General features: G+C 55.4%; 13 protein-coding genes. 9 read left to right on the top strand and 4 right to left on the bottom strand.

The features are described from left to right. Positions 1-7 precede the first annotated feature (7 nt). Positions 8-1,285, top strand: coding sequence for a NupC/NupG family nucleoside CNT transporter (locus A6301_RS19975; RefSeq protein WP_205540913.1), 1,278 nt, complete (start codon positions 8-10; stop codon positions 1,283-1,285). Between the two features lie 148 nt (positions 1,286-1,433). Beyond that, the gene (locus tag A6301_RS19970) at positions 1,434-2,150 is read left to right on the top strand and encodes a 4'-phosphopantetheinyl transferase (RefSeq protein WP_107170836.1); all 717 of its coding nucleotides are present in this window, start codon (positions 1,434-1,436) and stop codon (positions 2,148-2,150) included. A gap of 49 nt (positions 2,151-2,199) precedes the next feature. On the opposite strand, the gene A6301_RS19965 is transcribed toward A6301_RS19970, so the two are convergent. Both A6301_RS19965 and A6301_RS19960 read right to left on the bottom strand, forming a co-directional pair. Then, the gene (locus A6301_RS19965; protein ID WP_234258567.1) at positions 2,200-4,161 is read right to left on the bottom strand and encodes a TonB-dependent receptor domain-containing protein; all 1,962 of its coding nucleotides are present in this window, start codon (positions 4,159-4,161) and stop codon (positions 2,200-2,202) included. 97 nt (positions 4,162-4,258) lie between these two features. After that, the gene (locus A6301_RS19960; RefSeq protein WP_234258566.1) at positions 4,259-5,521 is read right to left on the bottom strand and encodes an MFS transporter; all 1,263 of its coding nucleotides are present in this window, start codon (positions 5,519-5,521) and stop codon (positions 4,259-4,261) included. Between the two features lie 331 nt (positions 5,522-5,852). Between A6301_RS19960 and A6301_RS19955 the strand changes: the two genes are divergently transcribed. From A6301_RS19955 to A6301_RS19925, 7 genes are read left to right on the top strand one after another with little or no spacing between them, the layout of a single operon-like run. Further along, entirely contained in the window at positions 5,853-7,049 is a 1,197-nt protein-coding gene (locus tag A6301_RS19955; protein ID WP_215484113.1) for an isochorismate synthase MenF, read from the top strand. Beyond that, positions 7,046-8,671 (top strand): (2,3-dihydroxybenzoyl)adenylate synthase, encoded by a 1,626-nt coding sequence (locus A6301_RS19950; RefSeq protein ID WP_234258565.1) that lies wholly within the window; start codon positions 7,046-7,048, stop codon positions 8,669-8,671. The genes A6301_RS19955 and A6301_RS19950 overlap by 4 nt, the downstream gene beginning before the upstream one ends. A gap of 10 nt (positions 8,672-8,681) precedes the next feature. Further along, entirely contained in the window at positions 8,682-9,557 is an 876-nt protein-coding gene (locus tag A6301_RS19945; protein WP_234258564.1) for an isochorismatase, read from the top strand. Beyond that, entirely contained in the window at positions 9,554-12,697 is a 3,144-nt protein-coding gene (locus A6301_RS19940; RefSeq protein WP_234258563.1) for a non-ribosomal peptide synthetase, read from the top strand. Before A6301_RS19945 ends, A6301_RS19940 begins: the two co-directional genes overlap by 4 nt. A 5-nt stretch (positions 12,698-12,702) precedes the next feature. After that, positions 12,703-13,476 (top strand): 2,3-dihydro-2,3-dihydroxybenzoate dehydrogenase, encoded by a 774-nt coding sequence (gene dhbA, locus A6301_RS19935; RefSeq protein WP_234258562.1) that lies wholly within the window; start codon positions 12,703-12,705, stop codon positions 13,474-13,476. A gap of 22 nt (positions 13,477-13,498) precedes the next feature. Next, positions 13,499-19,834: a non-ribosomal peptide synthetase gene (locus tag A6301_RS19930; RefSeq protein WP_234258561.1), complete on the top strand. Its 6,336-nt coding sequence runs from the start codon at positions 13,499-13,501 to the stop codon at positions 19,832-19,834. Beyond that, positions 19,831-21,933, top strand: coding sequence for an amino acid adenylation domain-containing protein (locus A6301_RS19925; protein WP_234258560.1), 2,103 nt, complete (start codon positions 19,831-19,833; stop codon positions 21,931-21,933). The genes A6301_RS19930 and A6301_RS19925 overlap by 4 nt, the downstream gene beginning before the upstream one ends. 79 nt (positions 21,934-22,012) lie before the next feature. Here the strand turns inward: A6301_RS19925 and A6301_RS19920 are convergent, their stop codons facing one another. Both A6301_RS19920 and A6301_RS19915 read right to left on the bottom strand, forming a co-directional pair. Beyond that, the gene (locus A6301_RS19920; protein ID WP_107170846.1) at positions 22,013-23,521 is read right to left on the bottom strand and encodes a TolC family protein; all 1,509 of its coding nucleotides are present in this window, start codon (positions 23,519-23,521) and stop codon (positions 22,013-22,015) included. Between the two features lie 108 nt (positions 23,522-23,629). Next, a partial coding sequence (locus A6301_RS19915; protein WP_234258559.1) for a putative Ig domain-containing protein occupies positions 23,630-24,548 on the bottom strand: 919 nt, incomplete at its 5' end.

Below are 24,548 nucleotides of genomic sequence, written 5' to 3'. Positions count from 1 at the left end.
ACTGCACATGCAACTCGTTATGAGTCTCATCGGCATGATTGTTCTGATACTGTGCGCGGTTATGCTGTCCAATAACCGTAAAGCTATCAGATTGCGCACCGTAGCCGGTGCTTTCATTCTTCAGATCGGTATCGGTGCCTTGGTGCTATATGTACCCGTCGGGCGCAAGATTCTGGAGGGCATGACGAGCGGTGTAGCAAACGTTATCGCCTACGGAAATCAAGGCGTGTCGTTCATGTTTGGCGGTCTGGTTTCCGACAAAATGTTCGAGGTATTTGGCGGCGGTGGGTTTGTTTTCGCGCTCCGAGTCTTGCCGATTATTGTCTTTTTCTCTTCCCTTATCGCCGTGTTGTACTACATGGGCGTTATGCAGTTGGTCATCAAGGTGCTCGGTGGCGGATTGCAGAAGCTGCTGGGAACGTCCCGTACTGAATCGCTCTCTGCAACAGCCAATATCTTTGTTGGCCAAACGGAAGCCCCTCTGGTAGTACGTCCGTATATTGCCAACATGACGCAATCAGAGCTGTTTGCGGTAATGTGCGGTGGGTTGGCATCGATTGCGGGTGCCGTAATGGCGGGCTATGCCCAGATGGGGGTGCCGCTGGAATACCTGATTGCGGCGTCCTTCATGGCGGCTCCGGGTGGATTACTGTTTGCCAAACTGATGGTGCCGGAAACGGAAAAAACGCACGACCATGACGAAATGGTTGGGTTTGTCGATGAAGACGATCGTCCGGCTAACGTCATCGATGCGGCGGCAAGCGGTGCGGCTTCCGGTATGCAGTTGGCGCTGAATGTCGGTGCAATGCTGCTAGCATTTATCGCCTTGATCGCCGTCCTGAACGGTATTCTTGGCGGAATTGGCGGCTGGTTTGACTACCCGCAGCTGTCGCTGGAATTGATTTTGGGCTGGTGTTTTGCGCCTGTTGCGTTCCTGATTGGTATTCCCTGGAGTGAAGCGACCGTTGCGGGTTCGTTCATTGGGCAAAAACTGATCGTCAACGAGTTCGTCGCTTACATGAATTTCAGTGAATATCTGAAAGCAGATGACGTGGTGCAGGCCGCTGGCTTGCAGGTTCTGTCGGATCATACCAAGGCTGTGATTTCGTTCGCGCTGTGCGGCTTTGCTAACCTTTCGTCTATTGCTATTCTTATTGGAGGTTTGGGCAGTATGGCACCGACTCGGCGTCAGGATATTGCCCGCTTTGGTTTGAAAGCGGTTGCGGCAGGTACGCTTTCTAACCTGATGAGCGCCTGCATCGCAGGGTTCTTTTTGGCTCTGTAAATGTAACCAGGCATTCTTGCAGTAGCGAGATGATGGGCGGCGAAAGTCGCCCATTGTTCGTTTTAAACCCTACGTTTTTCAGGGTTTAAGCGTGATCTACGCGATGTTTACTGAATGTGGGCGCGATTGCTTGCCTGAGTGGAGTGACATGCTTTCTGCTTTTATTGATGATGTTGAATGGATTACTTTTCCACGGGCAACGGACGGTGCCGCCTACCCAGGTATTACTGCTCGCTGCCATTTCCATTCTTCTGCCTATGATGATGCACTTTTCGCTGAGGCGAATATTCCTTTTTCTGATGCGCTAGAGCGTGCTGTACCGAAACGGCGGGCTGAATTTTTGGCTGGACGTTACCTTGCCAGACATGTGTTGAATAAGTTGGGTCATCCCGATTTTGTTCTGCATAGTGGGGAGGATCGTTCGCCACAATGGCCGGAAAACATCGCTGGTTCGCTGAGTCATAATAAAGACAGCGTTCTTTGCGCTGCACATGTGCGTAATGACGAGCTGTCGTGCGTGGGGGTTGATATCGAAGGGTTTATATCCGACGAGCGTGCACAGTCGCTGTGGCCCGGAATCATTGGTGACGAAGAGTTCCAGTGGTTTCTGGAGCGGGAGGAGTCGTTCTGCTGCCTGCTGACGGTAAGTTTCTCGGCAAAAGAGAGCCTGTTCAAGGCGCTTTATCCGCAGGTTCGGCACTACTTCGATTTTCTGGATGCCAGACTGGTGGCTCTGGATATCACTAAACGCGAGTTTGAGCTGGAGCTGTTGACCGATCTGACCCCCGTTTTTTACGCCGGACGCCGCTTTAAAGGTGCGTATCTGCTGAGAGAGTACGACGTCACTACCTTTCTCTGCTGCTAAAAAAGCCCGCGTTAGCGGGCTCCGAGTCATTCATTAGAACGTATTGGTATCAGAACTTGTAGCTCACGCCGCCGTATATCGTCCGCCCAGACAGGAAGTAGTCGTTGTTGGTTGCGACGTAATCCCGTTTTTCGTTGGTCAGGTTAGTGAGTCCTAATTTCAGGTCCACATTTTTAACTGGCGTATAGGTGGCACCGATATCCACGGTGTTGAAGCCACGTGTTTTGCTGACCTCTTTATCAAACAGATATTGATTGCCGGTGTATTGGTAAGCAATATAAGTCGATAGATTATCTAACGCCTGCCAGTTCAACTGCGTGTTAACCGTATTTTTTGGCGTTTGCTTCAGGCGCATTCTGGTGGTGCGATCTTCCGCGTCGACAATAGTCCAGTTAGTGGTCCAGTTCAGGTCATCTGTCACATCGACCCAGAATGAAGTTTCAATCCCTTGAATTCGCGCTTTATTCACATTTTCATAGGTGAGGCGCGTCGCGACTCTGTCCCAGGTCTGAACCTGAATCATGTCTTTAATATCGTTATTAAATAAAGTAACACCCGCGCCAAAGCGCTCGGCTTCATAAGCGGTGCCGACTTCATAGCTGATTGACGTTTCAGGCTTCAAATCCGGGTTACCTACCGTCTGGCAGCGGCCACGGCAGGCGGCAATCGCGTACGATTCCGATGATTGTGCAATTGAGGGGGCTTTAAACGCTTTGCTGACGCCGCCTTTTACCACCCAGTTGTCGGTGAGGCTATAGGTGGCGTAAGCGCGCGGGCTGAACTCTGTACCGTAAGTCTCATGCTTATCGACACGTCCGCCGAAGGTTAATGCCAGATCGGATAACTTGAATTCATCTTGCAGGAAGAGTGCACCCTGACTCACGTCAATGGTGCCGTTGGGCAAGTTCATACTGTGTTTCAAGGAAGTGAGGCGATATTCTCCGCCACCAGTCAGTAGATGATCGCCTAGATAGCCAGAGACCTGTCCGTCAATCGTATGGTTATCCTGCGTAATGTCGGCTTTGCCATTATTGAGTTGGGAATTATCCATCAACTCCACATTTTCATAGAAATAGCGTAGACGCGTATCGACGTTATCCCAACTACCGTTGTGCGTTAATCCCAGTCCCAGACGTTCCATTTTTTGAATGTTACGCACAGCTGCACCATAGTTATTCCAACGTACGTCACGGTCGTCTTTGGCATATGTGGCGTCGAAATCCAAGCTCTGTTGATCATCAATCAACCACGTTAAATTTCCCATCACGCTGTAATTATCACGTTTTTCCAGCGCATCAGTATTCTGATTTACCGACTGTTCAGTTTTCCATGCATCGCGCTCTCCGCCATCGGCCAGCAGGCTCCCCAGCAGCGTGTTTTCTATGAGTGGTCCGCTGATATAACCATTCAGACGGTTATGGTCACCACCCGATCCTTCCATTGGCGATGTAATGTTATAGCCAATTTCGCCTTTTAGTTCGTTGCTCGGTTGGTTCAGAATGACGTTAATGACACCGCCCAGTGCATCGGCACCGTACAGGGAGGACATCGGCCCACGGATCACTTCAACACGCTCGATCGCTGAGATGGGAATTGCGCTCAGATCGAAATCATTACCCATATTTCCAGCAAGCGCATCACGGGAATTAACTCGACGGCCATTGATGAGTAACAACGTATAGTCCGCTTTCATACCGCGGATCTTGATTTCGTTACGACCATAACTCGTCGACGGATTGATGTTAATGCCCGGTAGCTTTTTCACCGCGTCGGAAATGTTATTCACCGACATCTTTTCCAGCTCGGCACGCGTGATGACAGAGACACTCGCGGGCGCGCTCAGCGTGGTGTGCTTCGTCTGTGTTGCTGTCACGACGATTTTTTCATCTGCCGCGTTTTCTGCCTGCGCAAGTGCAGGCAGTGCCAGTAATCCAGTCATCAGCAGGGCGTGATACACCTTGCTGTGTGGGAAATGATGATGTGAAAAACGACTTTCCGGTTTTAGCTGCATGTCAAAGACCCCATCAAATAGTAGAAAAAAACATCCCCGTAAGTAACTCACTGTGTTGTGAGTATTGCCGACCCACTCGTTGCGTGAGTCGATCGGTTTATTGCCCAGTCACCTGTGCTGATTGGCGTGCTGCCATTCTCCGGCCGCGTTCAGCCAATTGCGGAATCAAGCGCATGGTCAGCAGCATGGCGACCAGCGCAAATACGGTGCTGGCCACGGCAAGCTGTGAGAACCCGTCAATTTTCCCCTCGGTGGAGGTGCTCAGATAAGCGGCTGAGGCAACGCTAGCAAGCCCTGATGCAATGTTGGCCGCTGTTCCCTGATAGGACATAAACGCGGCGCGCTGATGCGGTAGCGGAATACCTGCGGTAATCGCCAGCGTGCTACTAGAACGAGCCGCACTCAGCGCCATGAACAAGGGGAACATCAGATACAGAGAGAGCGAGAAGGGCAATGCAAAGCCACAGAGAATGACAACCGCCAGCAGCAGTGTCGTTACTATGATTGTCTGGCTGGCATACCCACGATCCAACAGGTTGCCACACAGCTGCATGGTCACCATGCTTGCCAGCCCGCCACAGAGATAGAGCAGGGAAATATCATCCCGAGGGAAAGCGAGGTTGAACTGAAAATAGTTGGAGAAATGGGGGATCAGCAGGAAATGTCCGAACATTTGTAGCGAAATCACCGTCAGCCCCAATAGGAAAATGGGTGATGCCAGCAGGTCTTTTAATACCGAAGCGGGCGCTGTCGTGGGTGACGAACCTTGCTGAACCCGGTGCGTCGGAGGCATTGAAGGAAAAAACCACAGCACTAACAGCGCCAGTAGCAGGCCGCCGAGGCCGAAGGTATAAAACGGTGCTTGCCAGTTAATTCGGTGGGCCAACTCCAGTGACAGCGGCATGATGACAATGGCTGCGAGTGAGAAGCTCATTCCGACGTAGGCCAACTGCTTTCCGCGTTCGTTGGTCGGCACGATATCAACAACCGCCGCCATCAAGACGCCCGATGCCGGGCCAGCAACACAGCCCGCCAAAATAAACAGCAGCAAAAGATGGGTTTGACTGGTGGCAAACATGCAGGCTGCCGTCAGACCAAAGCGCAACGTCAGTAGAACAAGCAGGGCGTGTTTACGGTTAAATCTATCCAGATAAGGCGCGGCGAGGAAGCCGACGATGGCTGAGGCAAACGTTGCGCCGCCGCTAATATAGCCGATGTTTTTGGCATCCATGGAGAGTGCGCTGATGAAGTCGGGGCCTAGCGGCATCACCATCATTAGGCTACCGAGAGAAAGCATATTGATTAGCAACGCCAGATGCACAACAGATCGGGTGTGCTGGCGGTACATGCTTTCATCCATGACAGGCTCACATTTAGACACAGTTAGTAAAATATTGGCGCAGTCTAGCGCAGCTTAATTCCGCTGACAATGAATGATAACTATTTTCATTATCATCTGTGATGTGGGTTTTATAATCAATACATTCCTATTGCTAATCATTAACGGTTATGAAAGATGAACAATAAAATTGATTAACATCAATATAACCCGCAATTTTGGGGAGGAAATAACCATTTTGTGGAAGGATTGACCGAACACGTTACTTCAGTGTAATTTAACTGCGCTTAATATAAATGATAATGATTTTAATAATCATTGGTATTTAATTTGCGAGCGCAGGAGCTGTCTTGTGGATACACTGATTACAGAAACTGAAACATTTAGCGGGCTAACTTATTCAGAACAGACCGCTTTTTTATATGCATCGGAACACCGAAGCCTTTCTACTTCCGGCTTATTTGAACGTATTTCTTCCCCTGTTTGTACTCCGGGCTCGCACGATGACAGGCTTAGCTCAGCAATCGCGCAGGCGTTTCAGCGCGCGCGTCAAGCAGGGCAGTCGCTGCCTATTGTTGTAGGGGCAATCCCCTTTGATACCACACAACCTTCTTGTCTCTATGTGCCTGATAGCTACACCGTTACGACGAAATCGGAACTCGTTAGCCGCGCCCGTAAGTACACGACTGCGGCACCTAAAGCATCAACGCTAAACAGTGTTCCTGATGAATCTCAGTTCAAATCCATTGTGGCAGAGGCCGTTGAGCGGTTCCGACGCGGTGAACTAAGCAAAGCGGTGCTGTCGCGCATTCTGGACATTGAGCTGACGGAACCCGTTAAGGCTCAGACGATCCTCAACAACCTGATGGTACAGAATGCGGGTGGCTATCACTTCTCGCTGCCGCTGCCGGATGGTTCGGTATTACTGGGTGCCAGCCCGGAACTGCTGCTGCGTAAGCAGGGGAGTGTGATTGTCTCTAATCCGCTGGCGGGTTCGGCACGACGGATGAGCGATGAACATCTGGACTACCTGAACAGCCAGCGTTTACTGAATTCTGGCAAAGATAAGCACGAGCATAAGCTGGTGGTGGACGACATTCGCCAACGCCTGATGCCGCTGTGCGTGTCGTTAACCATTCCATCGGTCCCCTCGCTGATGAGCACCGCTTCAATGTGGCATTTGTCCACGGCGATTAGAGGCGAGCTGGTGAACCCTGAGATGACAGCGCTTCAGGTCGCCTGTCAGCTACACCCCACCCCCGCACTCTGCGGTTTCCCCACGCAGGAAGCGCGCCAGCTGATCGCAGAATTGGAACCGCATGACCGTGGCGTATTCAGCGGCATTGTCGGCTGGTGTGATGCCAACGGTGATGGCGAATGGGCGATCGCGATTCGCTGCGGCACCATCAAACACAATAAAGTCCGCCTGTTTGCTGGCGCGGGCATTGTTGAGGCATCCGTCCCCGAGGATGAATGGGCTGAAACCGCTGCCAAATTAAACACGATGCTGAATGCATTTGGGCTTAACTCAGGTGTGGATGGACTATGAGCATTGAATTTACGCCCTGGCCAGAGGCGCTGGCACAGCGCTACCGTGAGAAAGGCTATTGGGTCGGCTTGCCGTTAACGGACGCCTGGGAGCGCCACCTGACGACGCAGCCGGATGCCGTTGCGGTCGTGTGCGGTGAGCGTCAGTGGAGCTATCGGGAACTGGACCAACAGTCTTCCGCGCTGGCATCTCGCTTGACGGAACAGGGCTTGCGCAGTGGCGATACCGCGCTGGTGCAACTGCCAAACGTAGCCGAATTTTACCTGACCTTTTTTGCATTGCTGAAAATGGGGGTCGCGCCAGTTAACGCGCTGTTCAGTCATAACAAGCTGGAGCTGCTGTCGTATGCCACGCAGATCGAACCACGCTTATTGATTGCATCAGCAGAGCATCCGCTGTTTGGCAACGGTGAGTTTCTGGATCGGCTACAGACGCAGGTTCCTCGCCTGCAAACGGTGGTGATGCTCGGCGACAGCCCGCTAGGGCACAGTCTGACTGACTGGCTGCAACTGAATGCTTCGGGCAGTCAGTATCAGCCTTCCGCGTCGGGGCAGGTCGCCTTCTTCCAGCTTTCTGGCGGCAGTACCGGTACGCCGAAGCTGATTCCTCGCACCCATGACGATTACTACTACAGCGTGCGTCGTAGCGTAGAAATTTGCGAGCTGACGCCACAAACCCGCTACCTGTGCGCGTTGCCCGCACCGCATAACTTCCCGTTAAGTTCGCCCGGTTCGCTCGGCGTATTTTACGCTGGTGGACGCGTCGTGCTGGCGTCCGATCCGGGAGCGATGACCTGTTTCCCGTTAATCGAGCGCCATCAGATCGATATTACGTCGCTGGTGCCGCCCGCTGCCGCGTTGTGGGTTCAGGCGGCAGAGCAGTTTGGTGCGGCGTTGCGTAGCCTGAAGGTTTTGCAGGTGGGGGGCGCGAAGTTAAGTGAAGCCGTTGCCCGACGCATCCCGGCAGTCTTGGGCTGTCAGCTACAGCAGGTGCTGGGGATGGCGGAAGGGCTGGTGAATTACACCCGACTGGATGACAGCGATGAACATATCTTCACCACGCAAGGCTACCCGATGAGCCCGGACGATGAGGTGAAAGTGCTGGATATTGATGGTAATCCGGTGCCGAGAGGCGAGGCGGGGCTGCTGGCGACGAGAGGTCCGTACACCTTCCGTGGCTATTACCGCAGCCCGGAACACAATGCCCGAGCTTTCGACGGAGAAGGTTTCTATCACTCGGGTGATGTGGTGCAAATGACCGAAGAGGGCTATTTGCGCGTGGTCGGGCGGGAGAAAGATCAGATCAACCGCGGTGGAGAAAAGATTGCCGCCGAAGAAATCGAAAACCTGCTGCTCAAGCATGACGGCATTCTCCATGCCGCGCTGGTGTCCATGCCTGACCCGGTTATGGGCGAAAAGAGCTGTGCTTTTCTGGTGGTCAGCGATCCTTCGCTGAAAGCCATCACATTAAGAAAATATCTGCGGAATCAGGGTATTGCTGAATTCAAACTGCCAGACCGCTTCGAGATGATCGACACCTTGCCCGTCACACCCGTCGGCAAGATTGATAAGAAATCACTCCGTCAGCGCATTCAGACCCAACTTAGCATTCAAAATAAATAAGGATTTTGTGATGGCAATCCCTTCTATTGCTTCGTATCCCCTGCCGTGCGCACAGGATTTCCCAGACAACAAGGTGTCCTGGGCGTTTGAACCTGAGCGTGCGGTACTGCTGATTCACGACATGCAGGACTATTTCGTGAATTTCTATGGCGCGGACAGTCCGCTGATGCAACAGCTGATTGAAAACATTGCGGCATTGCGAGCCTACTGCAAAGCGCAGGGCGTTCCGGTGGTGTATACCGCGCAACCTAACGCGCAGAGCGCGGCTGACCGCGCGCTGCTGAACGATATGTGGGGCGCAGGGCTGAATAATCATCCTGAAAAACAGCGTGTTGTGAGCGCACTGGCACCCGATGAACATGACACCGTGCTGGTGAAATGGCGCTACAGCGCATTCCATCGTTCCCCGCTGGAACCGATGATGAAAGAGATGGGCAAAGATCAACTGATTATCTGCGGTGTTTATGGGCATATCGGCTGCATGATTACCGCGACGGATGCCTTCATGCGCGATATCAAGCCCTTCATGGTCGGCGATGCGATTGCGGATTTCTCACTTCAGGAACACCAGATGGCGCTGAAATATGTGGCGACGCGCGCCGGACGGGTGATTAGCACAGCAGAACTCACAGGAGCAAAAATGGCACAGGCACTCACGAAACAAGGGCTGAGAGCGCATCTGCTGAGTTTGATCGACGAAGAAGACGATCAGTTCGATGAAGATGAAAATCTGATCGACTATGGCCTGGACTCGGTGCGTATGATGGCGCTGCTGACCGAATGGCGCAATCAGGGCGTGACGCTGAGCTTTGTCGATCTGGCGCGTAACCCCAGCCTGAATGCCTGGTGGGCGCTGATCGAAAAACAGCAGGGAGCCGTATCATGAAGCCGTTGAGCGTGGCGCAGTGCGGGCTGTGGTTAGGCCATGCCTTGAACGAGGATAAGGCGACGTTCAACACGGCGGAGTGCATCGCATTTGATGGCAAAATCGATATTGAAGCCATGTTAAGCGCAATCCGTCAGGCGGTGATGGAATGCGAATGCCTGTACTGCCAGTTTGTTGAGGTTGCGGGTGAACATGCAGAGCAACCAGAGATCGGTTTTGTCGCTTCGCAACTACCCGTTCCGATTGGCGTGCTGCCGATTGTCGAACTGTTGCCTGTGCCGATGGCGGATGAAGAGCAGACGATACGCCAGTGGGCGCGTGATGAAATCTCCCAGCCGCTGGATTTGCTAAACGGATTACCTTGCCGCTTTGCGCTGCTGTGCGGTGAAAAGCGTGATTTTCTCTACAGCTGCGTTCACCACATTGCCTTGGACGGTTTCGGCACCACGATGCTGTTTCAACGTATCGCCCAGATCTACAGCGCGCTGACGGCAGGACAATCTGCACCGGTGGCCGAGTTTGGCCCATTCAGCGAGGTGTTGGAAGAGGAACGGCAGCGCGATACCCGTGGGCAGACAGCACAGGCGCGTGATTTCTGGTTGGAAACGCTGAATGCGATGCCGGAACCGGTCAGTTTCAGCGAGAAGAAAGCGCCGATAGCGGCGCGTTTTTTGCGTCAAAGCTGTGATATGCCTGCGGATCTCTGGCAGCCGCTAACGGCGCTGTGTGAAGGCAATAAAATCAGCTGGCCGGATCTATTTTTAGCGATGTTGGCGACGCACCTGAAACTGGTATCCGGCAGCGACCGACTGACGTTCGGCATGATGGTGATGAACCGAATCGGTTCCGCCTCGCTGACGGTGCCGAGCATGCAGATGAATATCGTGCCGCTGTGCATTCAGGTGGATGAGCAGGCGGATTTTGTGGCGCTGGCGCAGCAGGTTGCCCGCACCAAACGCACGTTGCGTCGTCATCAGCATTATCGCTATGAGCATTTACGGCGCGATCTGAACCGCGTCGGCGGTGAACAGCGCCTGTTCGGGCCGCTGATCAATATCATGCCATTCGATCATCCGCTCAATTACGGATCGCTGTCGTCCAGCACGCTGAATCTCAGCGCTGGGCCAGTAGAAGATCTGACGATCGAGATCCATTTTAAACCGGATGGCACCCCGGTGTTGGACTTTGATGCCAATCCTGCCTGTTACAGCGCGGAAGCGCTTGCCAGCCTGCAAGAAACCCTGTTCACGCTGCTTCAGCGTTGGCTGGCGCAGCCGCAGCAAACCAGCGGCGAACTGCTAGAACGCTGGCTGCGTGAAGAACGTGAACTGGCGCTGATCGCTAGCCGTGAGCCTGAGCCGTTTGTTGAACCCGTTCTGACGGCGATTGCCAAGGCTGCGCGTAAAAACCCGCATCATATCGCGTTAGTGCAGCGCGATCGGCAATACAGCTATCAGCAACTGCTGGATCTGAGCGTTCAGGCCGCCGCGGCGTTGCATGAGCGTGGCGTACAGTCCGGCGAACGCATCGGCATTATGCTGAATCGTAGCCCGGAAACCATTATCAGTTTGCTGGCCGTGATGCAGTGTGGCGCGGTTTATGTGCCACTCGACCCTGAACAGCCACGCGAACGGCAGCAGCACATTATCCAGATTGCTGAGCTGCGTACGATTGTGACGCAGGCGGACTACCAGCATCGGCTAGCCTCCGTTTTTTCTGGTGAGATCGTTCTGGCAGGGCATCTTTTATCATCCCACGCGCAGGCCGTGGCTATGCCTACTGTGGAGTCGAAAGCAGGACAGATTGCCTATGTCATGTTTACTTCTGGATCGACGGGATTGCCGAAAGGCGTGGAGATCGGCGCTAGCGCGTTGGATCACTTCACGGCGGCGGCACGCCAACGCTATGGCCTGCGTGCAACGGATCGCGTGCTGCAATTTGCCCCGTTTAACTTTGATGCCAGCATTGAAGAGATTTTTGCCACGCTGACCAGCGGTGCGACGCTGGTGCTGCGCACCGATGAGATGCTGGAATCGATTCCGACCTTTGTTGAGCAGGTAGAAGCACAGGCGATTACGTTGCTCGATCTGCCGACCGCATTCTGGAACGAATGGGTAATCGGGCTGAAAACCGGCACGCTGGCGATGCCCTCTGCTCTGCGTGCCATCATCATTGGCGGTGAAGCCGTGTATCCCGAACAACTGGTGCAGTGGCAACGCTATGCGCCGGATACGCTGCGCTTAATCAACACCTATGGTCCAACAGAAACCACGGTGGTGGCGACCACTTGCGATCTGCAAACGCAGTCTGCCGATGTGGCACAGCTTCCTATCGGTCTGCCGTTGGCAGGCGTCAACGCGCTGATTTTGGCGGTGGGTGACCGCCCTGCGGCAGAAGGGGAACTGGTGCTACTGGGGCCAACGCTGGCGGCGGGTTATATCGGCACGGAGCACTCGGCGTTTGCGCCGTTGGCGGTGGGCGATCGGCAACGGCCTGCCTACCGCACGGGCGACAGAGTACGGCTGGAAAAAGGGCGGCTGCTGTACCTCGGGCGGATGGATAACGAATTTAAAATCAGCGGCTATCGGATTCAGCCAGGGGAAGTCGAAGCTCATCTGCTGGCACAGCCTGATATCGACGAAGCCTGCGTGCAGGGCATGGTTTATCCCAACGGAGTGCGGCGTCTGGTGGCGTTTGTCGCGACGCAAGAGGGAGAAATCGATGCTCGTGCGCTGAAACAGCGTCTGAGCAGTGTGCTACCGCCTGCGATGATCCCTACGGATTACCGTGCCTTCCACCAGTTGCCGAAAACCGGCTCCAACAAGGTCGATCGCAAACGTCTGTTGGCGGAATACTGCGATGAAGCTCCTACGCAGGCGTTGGCCAACGAAACCGAGAACCGGGTCAGCGCTATCTGGCAGCAGATCCTTGGTGTATCGGGGATTCAATCGCGGGATAACTTCTTCGAGCTGGGCGGGCAGTCATTGCAGACCATTCAGATTGTTAATCGTCTGGCTGCTGAATTTTCCGTCAGCATCAAAGTGTCTGATGTATTCGATCACCCACAGCTCAGCGACTTCTGCCGTTATCTGGATGACAGGCTGTCGCAGGATGAAAACAGCGTGGAAATGGTGTGGTAGGGAAAATGATGAACAAGGCACAACCTCTTCAGTTTGATTTCAGTGGGAAAACGGTGTGGGTAACCGGTGCGGCGAGCGGCATTGGAGAAAGTATTGCCCGCCAGTTTGTCGCGCTGGGCGCGAACGTGATCGGATTCGACCGTGCATTTCAACCGTATAACGATCGCCCGTTTACCAGCGTGACGCTGGATATTAGCGAGCCGAATCGCGTGGCGGCGGTGTGCCGTCAGCAGTTGGCGGAAACGGGGCTTGATGTTCTGGTTAACGCCGCCGGGATTCTGCGTTTAGGTGACATTGATGCGCTGAGTGTGGACGACTGGCATCAGTGCATTAACGTCAATGCCTCCGGCGTATTTTATCTGCTGAACGCACTGGTTCCGCACTTTAAGCAGCAGCGTCGCGGTGCGATTGTTTGCGTCGGTTCTAATGCCGCCCATGTCCCCCGTCTACAGATGGCGGCGTACTGCGCCTCGAAAGCGGCGCTTACCAGTCTGTCTCACTGTGCTGGATTGGAGCTGGCGCCTTACGGTGTGCGCTGCAATCTGGTATCGCCTGGTTCGACGGATACGCCGATGCAGCGCGGCATGTGGCACAGCGCTGATGCCGAGCAGCGCACTATCGCGGGCTTTCCTGACCAGTACAAGCTGGGAATTCCGCTGGGTAAGATTGCTCAGCCGGATGAGATCGCCAATACCGTGGTTTTTCTGGCTTCCGATCTGGCCAGCCACATCACCATGCAGGACGTGGTGGTGGACGGCGGGGCAACGCTGACGGCCTGATTTGCGAAGAGAGTGACAAGTCATGAAAGATATCGTAACGCTGTTAAAGCAGTTGGAACGGCAGGGTGTTCGTCTGGCGTTAAATGCACAAGGGCAGTTGGTTTCTCAGTCCAATAAAGACGCGATCACGGCAGAGATTGGGCGCACGATTAAGGAAAACAAGGACGCCATCGTGCGTTGCCTGACGGCGCAACAGGCGTTTGAACGCCCCATCGCGCCGCAGAATGCGACGTCTGGCCCGCTGTCATCATCGCAAAGTGGGCTGTGGTTTATCGAGCAATACGAAGAGCAATCGCACCTCTACAACATGCCGGTCTATTTTCGTCTGACCGGCACGCTGGATGTGGCCGCACTGGAGTTTGCCTTTGACGCGTTGGCACAGCGCCATGCCAGCCTGCGCACCCGTTTTGTGGTCAATGAACAGGGCAAGGGTGAGCAGCGTATCGATGCCTATCAGCCGTTTGTGATACAGCATGATGACTTCTCACTGTTACCGGAAGCCGAACGGGAGGCGCGTTTACAACAGCAGGTGAAAGCGGAAATCAGCCGTCCGTTCGATCTCACGGCAGGCGATCTCACCCGTGTGCGGCTGGTAACGATGAACGAACGGGTGCACGTTCTGATGATCACCCAGCATCACATTATTTCCGATGGTTGGTCGGTGAAGAATATGTTTGCGGACTTCAAGCCGGCCTTTTTGGCCTGTCAGAACCGCCAACCCTATCCCGTCGAGACCACGCAGCTTAACTATATCGACTACGCACACTGGTTTAACTCTGCGTCGTTTCTCGATTACCACAATGAATTCAAACCGTTCTGGGTTGAGCGGCTGACGGGTATTCCTGAAGTACATAGCCTGCCGCTGGATAAACCGCGTCCGGCACACCAGAACAGTGGCGGTGAGGTGATCTTCTCCGCGATTAACAACGATTTGTGGGATAAATTTAAGCGTCTGTGTCAGCGCTACAACACGTCTAATTTCATTGGCCTGCATGCGGTGTTTTCCCTGATGCTGGCGCGCATCAGCGGTGAGAAAGATATCGTCATTGGTTCACCGCTGGCCTACCGCGAGCGGCCGGATATCGAAGATGTCGTTGGCTTCTTCGTTAACACCATCGTGCTGCGCACCCAGTTGCAGGATCAACAGAGCTTTGTCGATTACCTGCAATACTGCCGTGAGCAAGATCTCTCCGCTTTCGATCATCAGCTCTATCGCTTTGAAGCGCTGAGTGAAGCGATCGGTTCCGATCGCACCACGGCGATCAACCCGATCTTTCAGGTGATGCTGGTTTATCAGGCTAAAGTGGATTTTAACGATCTGATCCCCGGCTGTGATGCGGCGGAGGAAACCTCGCCGGTGTTGCCGGCGAAGACGGATATCTCGGTTAAAGTGACGGAACTGATGGGCGAAGTACGGCTGGACTGGCTGTTTGCCACTGCGCTGTTTGAGCGTCAGACGATCCAGTACTACGCCGACCGCTTTATCCGGCTGATCGAAGCCGTGGTGGAGAGCCCGGAAACCGATGTCTGGCATCTGCCGCTGATGGAAGCGGATCGATTTGCCGCCGTGTTGGCGGAAACACAGCAGTTGCCGCGTAGCTATCCGCAGCCGCAACTGACGGTAACCGACGTGATTGAAGCGGTGGCTCAGCGCGATCCACAGCAACTGGCCGTTGCCTTTGATGGCGAGAGTCTCGCTGACTCGCTGACTTATGCTGAGCTGAATAGGCAGGCTAACCAGCTAGCACATTGGTTATACCGCTTGGGGCTGGGTGAGCAGTCGCTGGTCGGCGTGCTGGCGAAGCGCGATCGCTATTTTGTCATTGCGCTGCTGGCCGTCTGGAAAGCAGGCGCAGCCTATGTACCATTGGACCCTGATTACCCGCCAGAGCGGCTACGCCACATCATTACCGATGCCAATCTTTCCGTCATTCTCGGTGGTGATGGGCAACCACTGGCGCAGTGGTCAGCCGAGCAGTGTATCGATCTGACCGATCCTACGGTTGCCGCGCAGTGGCACGATCTGCCGGGCGATGAACCGCCAGCCATTCTGCGCCATGCACAGCAACTGGCACAGGTGATCTACACCTCGGGATCGACCGGTCTGCCGAAGGGCGTGATGATCGAACACGGTTCGCTGATCAATCTGCTGGACGATCATCGCGATCGCATCGCGTTCACGCCGCAAAGCACCATGTTCAACTGCATGTCGCTGTCGTTTGACGCCGGTAACATGACGACGCTGTTGCCGCTGAGCAGCGGTGGCACGCTGGCGTTTGGCGAACCCAACGATCGGGCGATTGTGCAGGCGGAACAGGCAGGGGCGACGCACCTGATCCTGCCAACAGCGCTGATGTCGATTCTCGATCCCAAACAGGTTAACGGCATTCAGGCCATTGGCATGGGCGGTGAAGCGTGCCCGAATGCCGTGGTGGAAAACTGGGCCGATAAGGTTGCGCTGTACAACATGTACGGGCCGACGGAGTGTACCGTTACGGCGTTGAGCACCCGCCTGCGTAAAGGTCAGCCTGTCACCATCGGTAAGCCCATCGCTCATATTCAGGCGCTGATTCTGGATGCGGCTGGACAGCTGTGTCCGGTGGGCGTGCCGGGAGAGCTATGCCTTGCGGGACTTGGTCTGGCGCGTGGCTACCTTAATCAACCGCAGATGACCGCCAGCCGCTTCGAGCACATCACGCTACACGACGTGAACAATACGGGGCTGGGTACGGTGACCGTGCGCATTTATCGCACGGGCGATAAAGCCAGACTGCTGAACAACGGTGACTATGAATACTGTGGCCGTATTGATGAGCAGATCAAACTGCGTGGCTATCGCATAGAACCGGGTGAAATCGAGGCACAGCTGGCGGCGGTCTGCTCGTCTCTGAAGCAGGTTAAAGTCATTGTGGCGCCGGTGGGGAGTCGTCCGGCGCTGGTCGCTTATGGCACGGTGAAAGTAGGTAGCAGCACCCCTGAACCTGCTGCCGTGCTGATTGATGTCGCGAAGCACCTGCCGGAATACATGGTGCCTTTCCGGTTGATTGTGCTGGAAGAGATGCCACTGACGCCAAACGGCAAGCTGGATACGAAACAGCTGCCGCCGGTGCTGGAAGCGAATGACGGCGACGGTGAAGCCGATAATCCGCTGGAAGCGGACGTGCTAGCGATTTGGCGCAGCGTGCTGAATACGCCGCTGGGCGTTGAGGATGATTTTTTCCGCTTAGGCGGTGATTCCATCCTCAGTATCCAACTGACGACGCGACTGCGCAGCGCAGGCTATGTCTGCACGGTGAAAGACGTTTTTGAAGCGAAGAGCGTGCGGCGTCTGTGTCGCGTGCTGGCGCAGAATAATCGTGATGTCGGTATCGTAGCAGAGCAGGGCACGCTGGAAGGCGAATTCGCGCTGCTGCCGATTCAGCGCTGGTTTATGGATCAAGCGCTGGTACGTCCTGAACACTGGAATCAGGCGGCGATGATCCAATTACCAGAGGTGGATGCCAGACGGCTTACCACCATGTTGCAGGCGCTGATGGCGCAACATGACGCGCTGCGTCTGGCCTGTGATGCCGAAGGGCAACGCTATCTGGCAGACGTGCCTTGTCCTGTTGTGTCGACACTGGATTATCGCCAGCTTGGCGACGATGGCCTACAGCAGGCGCTTACCGCGTTGCAGAGTGAATTCGATCCCGCCCAAGGAAGAACGATGGGTTGTGCGCTGGTGCGACACCATCCACAGGCGGACACTGCCTTGTTCCTCGCTTTCCACCATCTGGTGATTGATGCCGTCTCCTGGCGCATTCTGGTCGACGATCTTGAGCGGCTGTACCTCGGTGAACCGCTGCTGCCTAAAACGTCGAGCTATCGCCAGTGGGGGACGGCACTGCAAAACTACGCTACACAACATGCAGAACAGCTGACGTACTGGCAGGCGCAGGAAGACGGCGTGGATCAGACGGCGCTGCTGGCGGTGAAAGATCCACAGGGCCAGGCCAGCGCCGCGATGCTGACGCTGGATACGGAAACCACCGGCCAACTGGTGAGCGAGGCCAATCGTGCCTTTAATACCGACGTCAGCGATTTACTGCTGGCCGCGCTGATGCGCACGCTAAACGATCTCGGCTGGGGCGATAAAGCACGTATCATGCTGGAAGGACACGGTCGCGAAACGATTGATCCGACGCTGGATGTCAGCCGCACTGTCGGGTGGTTTACCAGCACCTATCCAGTGTGTCTGCAAGATAAGCCTGACTGGACTTCCCTGATTCAATCTAGCAAGGAACGGCTGCGTCAGGTGCCGGACAAAGGCGTTGGGTTTAACCCGCTGCGCTACCATCACCCGCAGGGCGGTTCGCTGACGCTATCGCCGATTGTATTCAACTATCTTGGCCTATCGGTTCAGGCGGCTGGCGTGTGGCGTCCGGTCGATGTCGCGCCGGGAGTCTGTGTATCGTCGGAGAATAAACCGGCAGAGATTATCAGCCTTCACGGTGGTATTACGGGCGGACAGCTGACGCTGCGCCAGGTCGGTTGCCTCAACCAGCGCGACAGCGAACGCCTGATGGCGAGGCTGACGGAAAATCTGCGGGCGCTGACGAAAGCCTGTCTGGCACAGCTACGTCACGGAGTCGTCTTTACCCCCAGCGATTTCCCGGCCGTTAACCTGAGCCAGACGCAGCTCGACAGCCTGTCGCAGCGTTATGACATCGATACACTGCTGCCGCTGTCATCTCTCCAGCAGTCGATGCTGTATCACCGTCTGCGTTGTCCGCAGGATGATGCGTATCATCTACAAACGCCGATTCGCTATGCGCAGGCGCTGGATGTGGCAGGCTATCGTCAGGCGTGGCAGCGCCAGATTCAGCGTTTCCCTGCTTTGCGTGCTGCGTTGGAGAGCGAGTGTGCCTGCGTACAGGTGATTGTGAAGCAGGCAGACCTGCCTTTCTACTATCAGGATTTGATGCGGGATGCCGATCCACTGGCGGTCATCGAACGCTATCGTCAGCAGGATTTACGCACCGGATTTGATTTGTCACAGCCGCCGCTGTTGCGCATTGCCTGTTTCCGTTTGGGCGAGCAGGACTATCAGGTGCTCTTAAGCTGCCACCACAGCGTGATCGATGGCTGGAGCGGGCCACAGCTATTGGGGGCGGTGCACCGTGACTATCAGATGTTGATGAACAGTCAGATATTGATGCACGGCGAAGCGCCCGCGATTCAGGTGGATCGTGCTTATGTGGATTATACGCTGCACGCCGTGGCGCAGCAGCCCGTTGTCGAGGCTTTCTGGCAGCAGAGGGAGCCGCTGCTGGCACAGACCAACGATGTAGCGATGCTGTTTGCGGCGGCGGGGAAACGCGCCGATCTCAGCCAGCACCTGACGCAGATTGAACCGCAGGTTACCAGCGTGAGCCTGAACGAACAGGATCAGGCTGCACTCATCGCCTTTGCCCGCGAGGTGGGCGTTACGCACAGCATTATCGCGCAATACGCCTGGCACCGGCTGCTGGCGCGGTCGACCGGCGATGCGGTCAGTATTGTCGGGAATGTGCTGTCGGGCAGGGAAAGTCCGGTGGAGGACGTAGCGAGCAGCGTAGGTCTGTACATCAACAGCCTGCCGCTGGCGCTGAGTTGGCAGCAGTCCGTGTCGCTGCAACAGCATTTGGTGCAGTTGCAGAATGAATTGATGGCGATGAATCAGCATGCCACGCAGTCGCTGATTGCGCTGACAGCCGGACGTCCGCGTCTGTTCAACAGCCTGTTTATTTATGAAAACTATCCAGATGTGAAAGCAGAACCGGGCCAACGCGCTGACGAACCGCATCGGCTATCTCCCGAGTTCTCCGCCGCCTATGAAAAAGTCGAGATGCCGCTGAATTTGGTGGTGCGTGAGCAGGCGGGCTGTATGCTGCTGCGCTTCGAGTTTGATGCCGATGCGCTGGATAGTGCGCAGGCGCGTCGGGTGCTGATGCGCTGGCATGACGATGTGGTCGCGTTGGTGAACAGTTCGCCACAGCAGCCCGCCGAGATTATCGGGCATGATAAAGCGACAGGTTTAGCGGCTGCACAGAAAATCGCGCCGCATAGCGGTGTTAGCCAGCCGACTACGCCGTCTGCTCAACTGCTGCTGCGCGTGTGGGCGCAGACGCTGCATCTCGCTGAATCTGGCCTCTGGTCGCAGACGCTGTGTGAAAGCGGTGTCGATTCGCTCCAGCGTATTGCGTTGGCACAGGCGCTGAGCCGTGCATTAGCGCTGCCGATAAATGTTGCGCTCTTGCAGCGCTACCCGTCACCACAGGCGCTGAGCGAGTATTTGGCTCTGTCGAGGGCGATTGCCAATGAGGAAACGCTGTCATGACAGGGAGTAACGATGCCATCGGGAATCTGTTGGTAGATATTCAGCAACCGACAGCCTTCGGGCAGCGGACGGGTGCCGCGCACGGTGAACAGCGCCACAGCAGTGAGCTGTCCCGTCAGTATCCTACATCGCTGGTGTGTGCGGCGTGGAGCTGGCTACTGTACAAATACAGTGGTGAAGAACAGGTATGTGCTGCGTTCGTTACGTCCGATCTTCCTGATAACGTGAGGCCGTTGATCGCTCATTTCCACCAGCGCGATCGTCTTGTCAGCGAGTGGACCGCAGAGGTGGGATCGTCGTGCGATTCACAGCCTGCGTCCGCAGTTCTGACTGATGAAACTCAGCATGCGCTGTTTAGCAGCCTGCTAATTGCGGGAGATGCGGCATCGTTGCCTGAAGGCGTGCAAAAAGTGGCGCTGATCGTACAGGTGCAGAATGATCGGTTAATTCTGACGACACCTGATGGGCAGTTCGATAATCAGCAGCTACAGCGTATGTCTCGTCATCTCACGCAGCTACTCGATGGCCTGTTGGCACAGCGCTGGGAGCGGCTGACGCAGATTCGCCTCAGCCCGCAGGTGGCACCGCTACCGCATAGAGCGACGACGCTCGCATTGCACGATGAACTGCTGGCGCGTCTTACTGAGGAAACGCGTCAGGATCGTGTGGCGATCGCCTTTCAGGAACGCGAAATTCGCTATTGGGAACTGCTGCAACGCGTGGCGTTGATTCAACAGGTGCTGGCGGCGCAGGGTATCACTGCTGGTCAGCGTGTGGGGCTGCATCTCAGTCGGCAGCCTGACACGGTAGCGGCGCTGCTGGCCTGCTTGTTTTCTCAGGTAGCGTTTGTGCCGCTGGAGCCGGATTTTCCGGGAGAGCGGCTACAAGCGATTCAGCGAGAAGCAGCACTGGCAGCGGTCTTGCAGGACGGCTATACCGGTGGGTCGCTGGCGTTTAACTGCCCGGTACTGAATCTGTGTGATTTACCGTATGCCGCCAGCGATTCTACGGCGAGCGTACAGTTGGCACGGGTCGGAGGACCGGAAACGGCGGCCTACATGATGTTTACCTCTGGTTCGACGGGGAAACCGAAAGGTGTGGTGATCGGTCAGCGGGCGCTGCAAACCTTTATTCATGCCAGCGTAGATCGGCTGGCTTTAACGGATAACGCCAACTGGCTGCTGATTACCACGCTGGCGTTTGATATCTCCATGCTGGAAGTGTTTGCCCCGCTGTGGATCGGTGGCGTGCTGCACCTGACCACGCATGAGGAATACAAAGATCCGCAAGCAGTGGCGGCGTATTTACAGGTTCGACCGGAAATCAACGTATTGCAGGCCACGCCCGCATTTTGGCGCATGATGTTCAAAGCGGGTTGGCAGGGTAAACCCGATCTGGTGGCGTTGTGCGGCGGCGAAGCGCTGGATCTGCGGCTGGCACAGCGTTTGGTCAGCCGTTGCAGGACGTTATGGAATTGCTATGGGCCAACTGAAGCGACGATTTGGTCGCAGATGGCACAAATAGATAGCGCAGCGTTGGAGAACCAGCACACGGTCGCGCTGGGGAACACGTTGGTGGGCTATCAGCATCTGGTGATCGACGACGATCGTCATCCGCTGGCGGAAGGGATGGTTGGCGAACTGTGCATCCTCGGTGACGCACTGAGCAGTGGATACTGGCAGCGTGACGATCTGACGCAAGACTGCTTTATTCAACAGGCGGAGTCGGGACAGCGGATGTACCGCACGGGCGATAAAGTCCGGCTGCTGGCGGACGATCGTTACCAATATCTCGGGCGTTTCGACGATCAGGTAAAATTACGCGGATTTCGCATCGAGCTAGGGGAGATCGAGGCACAATTAAAACGCATCGAACAGGTGCAGGATGCGGCCGTCAAACTTCAGGGGGAAGGGGATGAGGCGGTACTGGTCGGCTACGTTGAATATAAACCCGGCTCAGAGATGACCAAACTGGCGCTGCGCAAACAGTTACACCAGTTCTTGCCGGCTTACATGGTGCCAGGGCGCATTGTGGTGCTCGACAAGCTGCCCAAAACGGGTAGTGGCAAGGTCGATCGTAAACGCCTGACCGAAGTCTGAAAGACACAGAGGGCAGCGTTGCTGCCCTCTGTGTCTGCGTAAAAAGCGGCGGTGGCAATACACGATTGCCACACGGCTATCAGAACGATTGTAATGTACTGATTTTACCCTGCTGCCAGTTGGTGTCAGATTGGCGCAGTGACTTGCTGATATCTACCAGACTATCGGATGGCAATGATTTCGGCAGTAAATCCAATCCGATCGTTGAGAATATCTGGCCATAGGTATTGCGTAGTTCTGCATAGGCCAAGTCCTGACGCAGGCTGGCGTTAAGGGCATTTAGCTCACCTTGAATCAGCTGCAATTCGCCGATGCTGTTGGCCTTGTAGCGGTTTCGCAACTGTTCGACGATTTGGGTGTCTAGATCGCGCAATTCTGCACTGGTTTTATACTGTCTCTGTGCCTCATTAAAGTTGGCTCTGGCGATGTATAACTGCGCCATGATCGCCAGCGACATCGCCTGACGCTGAATTTCCGACACCGACTCGTTAGCCTGCGCCGCTTTACGTGCGGCCGGGCCGGACAACAGGTTAAACAGATTCCAAGTGGCTTTTACTCCGACGTCCGCCCAGCTGTTATTGACCAGGAAGGAGTTACTGTCATAGTGGCCGCCTGCGCTAATTTCCACGCCGGGCAGCATACGCAGCAGCGCTTTGCGGGTTTCGGCGGCATGAATTCGCACCTGATAATCCTGCTCGCGCAGCTCCGGGCGGCTGACCAGTGCAGTCTCTTCCAGCACCTTCACATCGACATTCAACTGCGGTACGACTTCATCACCGCTCTGTGGCAACGCGAGTTTGTAGGCCGTATCCAGCGGCAGATTCATCAACGTTGCCAGCTCCGTTTTAGCCAGAGACAGCGCGCGGCGTTGTTCTTCCAGTTGGCGCGTGGCGTCAATCAGCGCGCGCCGATAGCTTAGTGCTTCAATCGGATCGCCAATCTGCTGTGATGACATATGCTCGCTCGCGTCGCGTGCGGCGTTAACGCGGGCGATAAGGCTGTCAATCTGTCCCAAGAGACGCTCGGCAGCAACGGCGCGCCAGTAGGCGGAGCGCACGTCTTGCAGGATGGTGTGCACGACTTTGCGTTTACGCTCTTCGGCTATCCAGCGCTGATCCGATTTTTGCTGAGCGGTAACGTAGCTGACGCCAAAGTCGAGCACATTCCACACCATAGTCAGATCGGCCACATCGCGGTCGCGATCCTGTGAAGTGGACGGTTCCAGAGAGGTACGTCCTGTTTCCACGCTGCGGCTGCTGGAGGCACTCATATTATTGCGTCCCACATAGCCCGCAGATGCCGCCAGTTTCGGCAACATATCGTAGCGTGCCAGATCCACCTGCTGCTGGCTCAGCGCATATTCCATCACCTTTAAGCGTGATTCGAGGTTGTATTTCAGCGCACGCGCCATCGCATCATACAGCGTGATCGGTGCTGTAACCGGCTCCTGCTGGCTGAACATGGCGACTCGGTCCTGCTGGCTGCGTTGCCCGCTTTCGACCTTGCTGATCGGCTGGGTGGTTACGGCACAGCCGCTGGCGGCTAGCACGATGGCGCTAAGGCTAAATAGTTTCCGACCCTTTAACACGATTCCGCTCCTCGTCATTGTCATTATTACCAATTTTGTTCTTGTGATGGTTCTGGTTGTTATTGCGATCGCCTGGCGTATCGCTGCTTGCTGCACAGTGGTGCAGGGTTATCCTTGCTGCTGACCACTTTCCTGCAATGCTTGCTCAATAGCTGCCAGACGTTGCAGTTCCGAGTCACCTATCTGTTGTAGCTGCCGATCTAGCGAAGGCGTAAATGCCACGGAACGCCCAGTGCCGTCATCGGTGCTATTCATTGTGTTACTTACTCTATCGAGCGGAATGTCCTTCCAACTGCCACTGGAGAAGACCTCCATTGGCGTCAGTGAAGGCAGATAGATCCCCGAGAATGCGCTAGCCAGCGATGAGGTGCCGCCTAACGCGGGATCTTTGCTGAAGCTGGGGAAGGAACCTAGTGTGCTGTCGAAATTAATGCCAATGCCGCTGGCTACGCCACGTCCGAAAGTGCTGGCCACCTGGCTAGCTGGGAGGGAGCCTCCCTCGGTGTTCTGACGTCCGGTAGCGAAAATAGCAGACATCACTGACTTCGGTGCACCGTCGCTACCCACGGTGAAATTGCCGAGTGAAGGATTGGCAATCAAACCACCTAATGTCGGCGGTGCTGTTATGGCATCTTGCGCCGACAACTGGCGTGTATCGCTAGCTGATGGTGTCCGGCCAATACCGTCGTTAGCTTTGAACTGCGGATCGCCGCTCACAAGACTGCGCGTCACCGTCAGGCCAAAGCTGGTGCTGATGGAGGTATTGCTGCCGTCGGTGGCTGTTACCCGGATTACCAAGGTACCAACATCCGTATTGCCCGGCGTGCCGGAGAAGGTGCCGATAGTCGGATCGAAACGCAGCCAGCTTGGCAGCGGTGACCCGTTGGCGAGAGTAGCGCTGAGCGTCAGCGTGTCACCATCTGGATCGCTAAAGGTGCCGTCAGGCACGGTGAAGTTGAAGCCACCATCCTGTGCCACGCTTTGCGGCGGGATTGGCGTGGCGACCACGGGTGCATCGTTGACGTTG

Source organism: Pectobacterium sp. IFB5596 (genome assembly GCF_021432585.1).
GTDB lineage: Bacteria > Pseudomonadota > Gammaproteobacteria > Enterobacterales > Enterobacteriaceae > Pectobacterium > Pectobacterium punjabense.
This window is presented reverse-complemented; position numbering and strand designations above follow the sequence as displayed.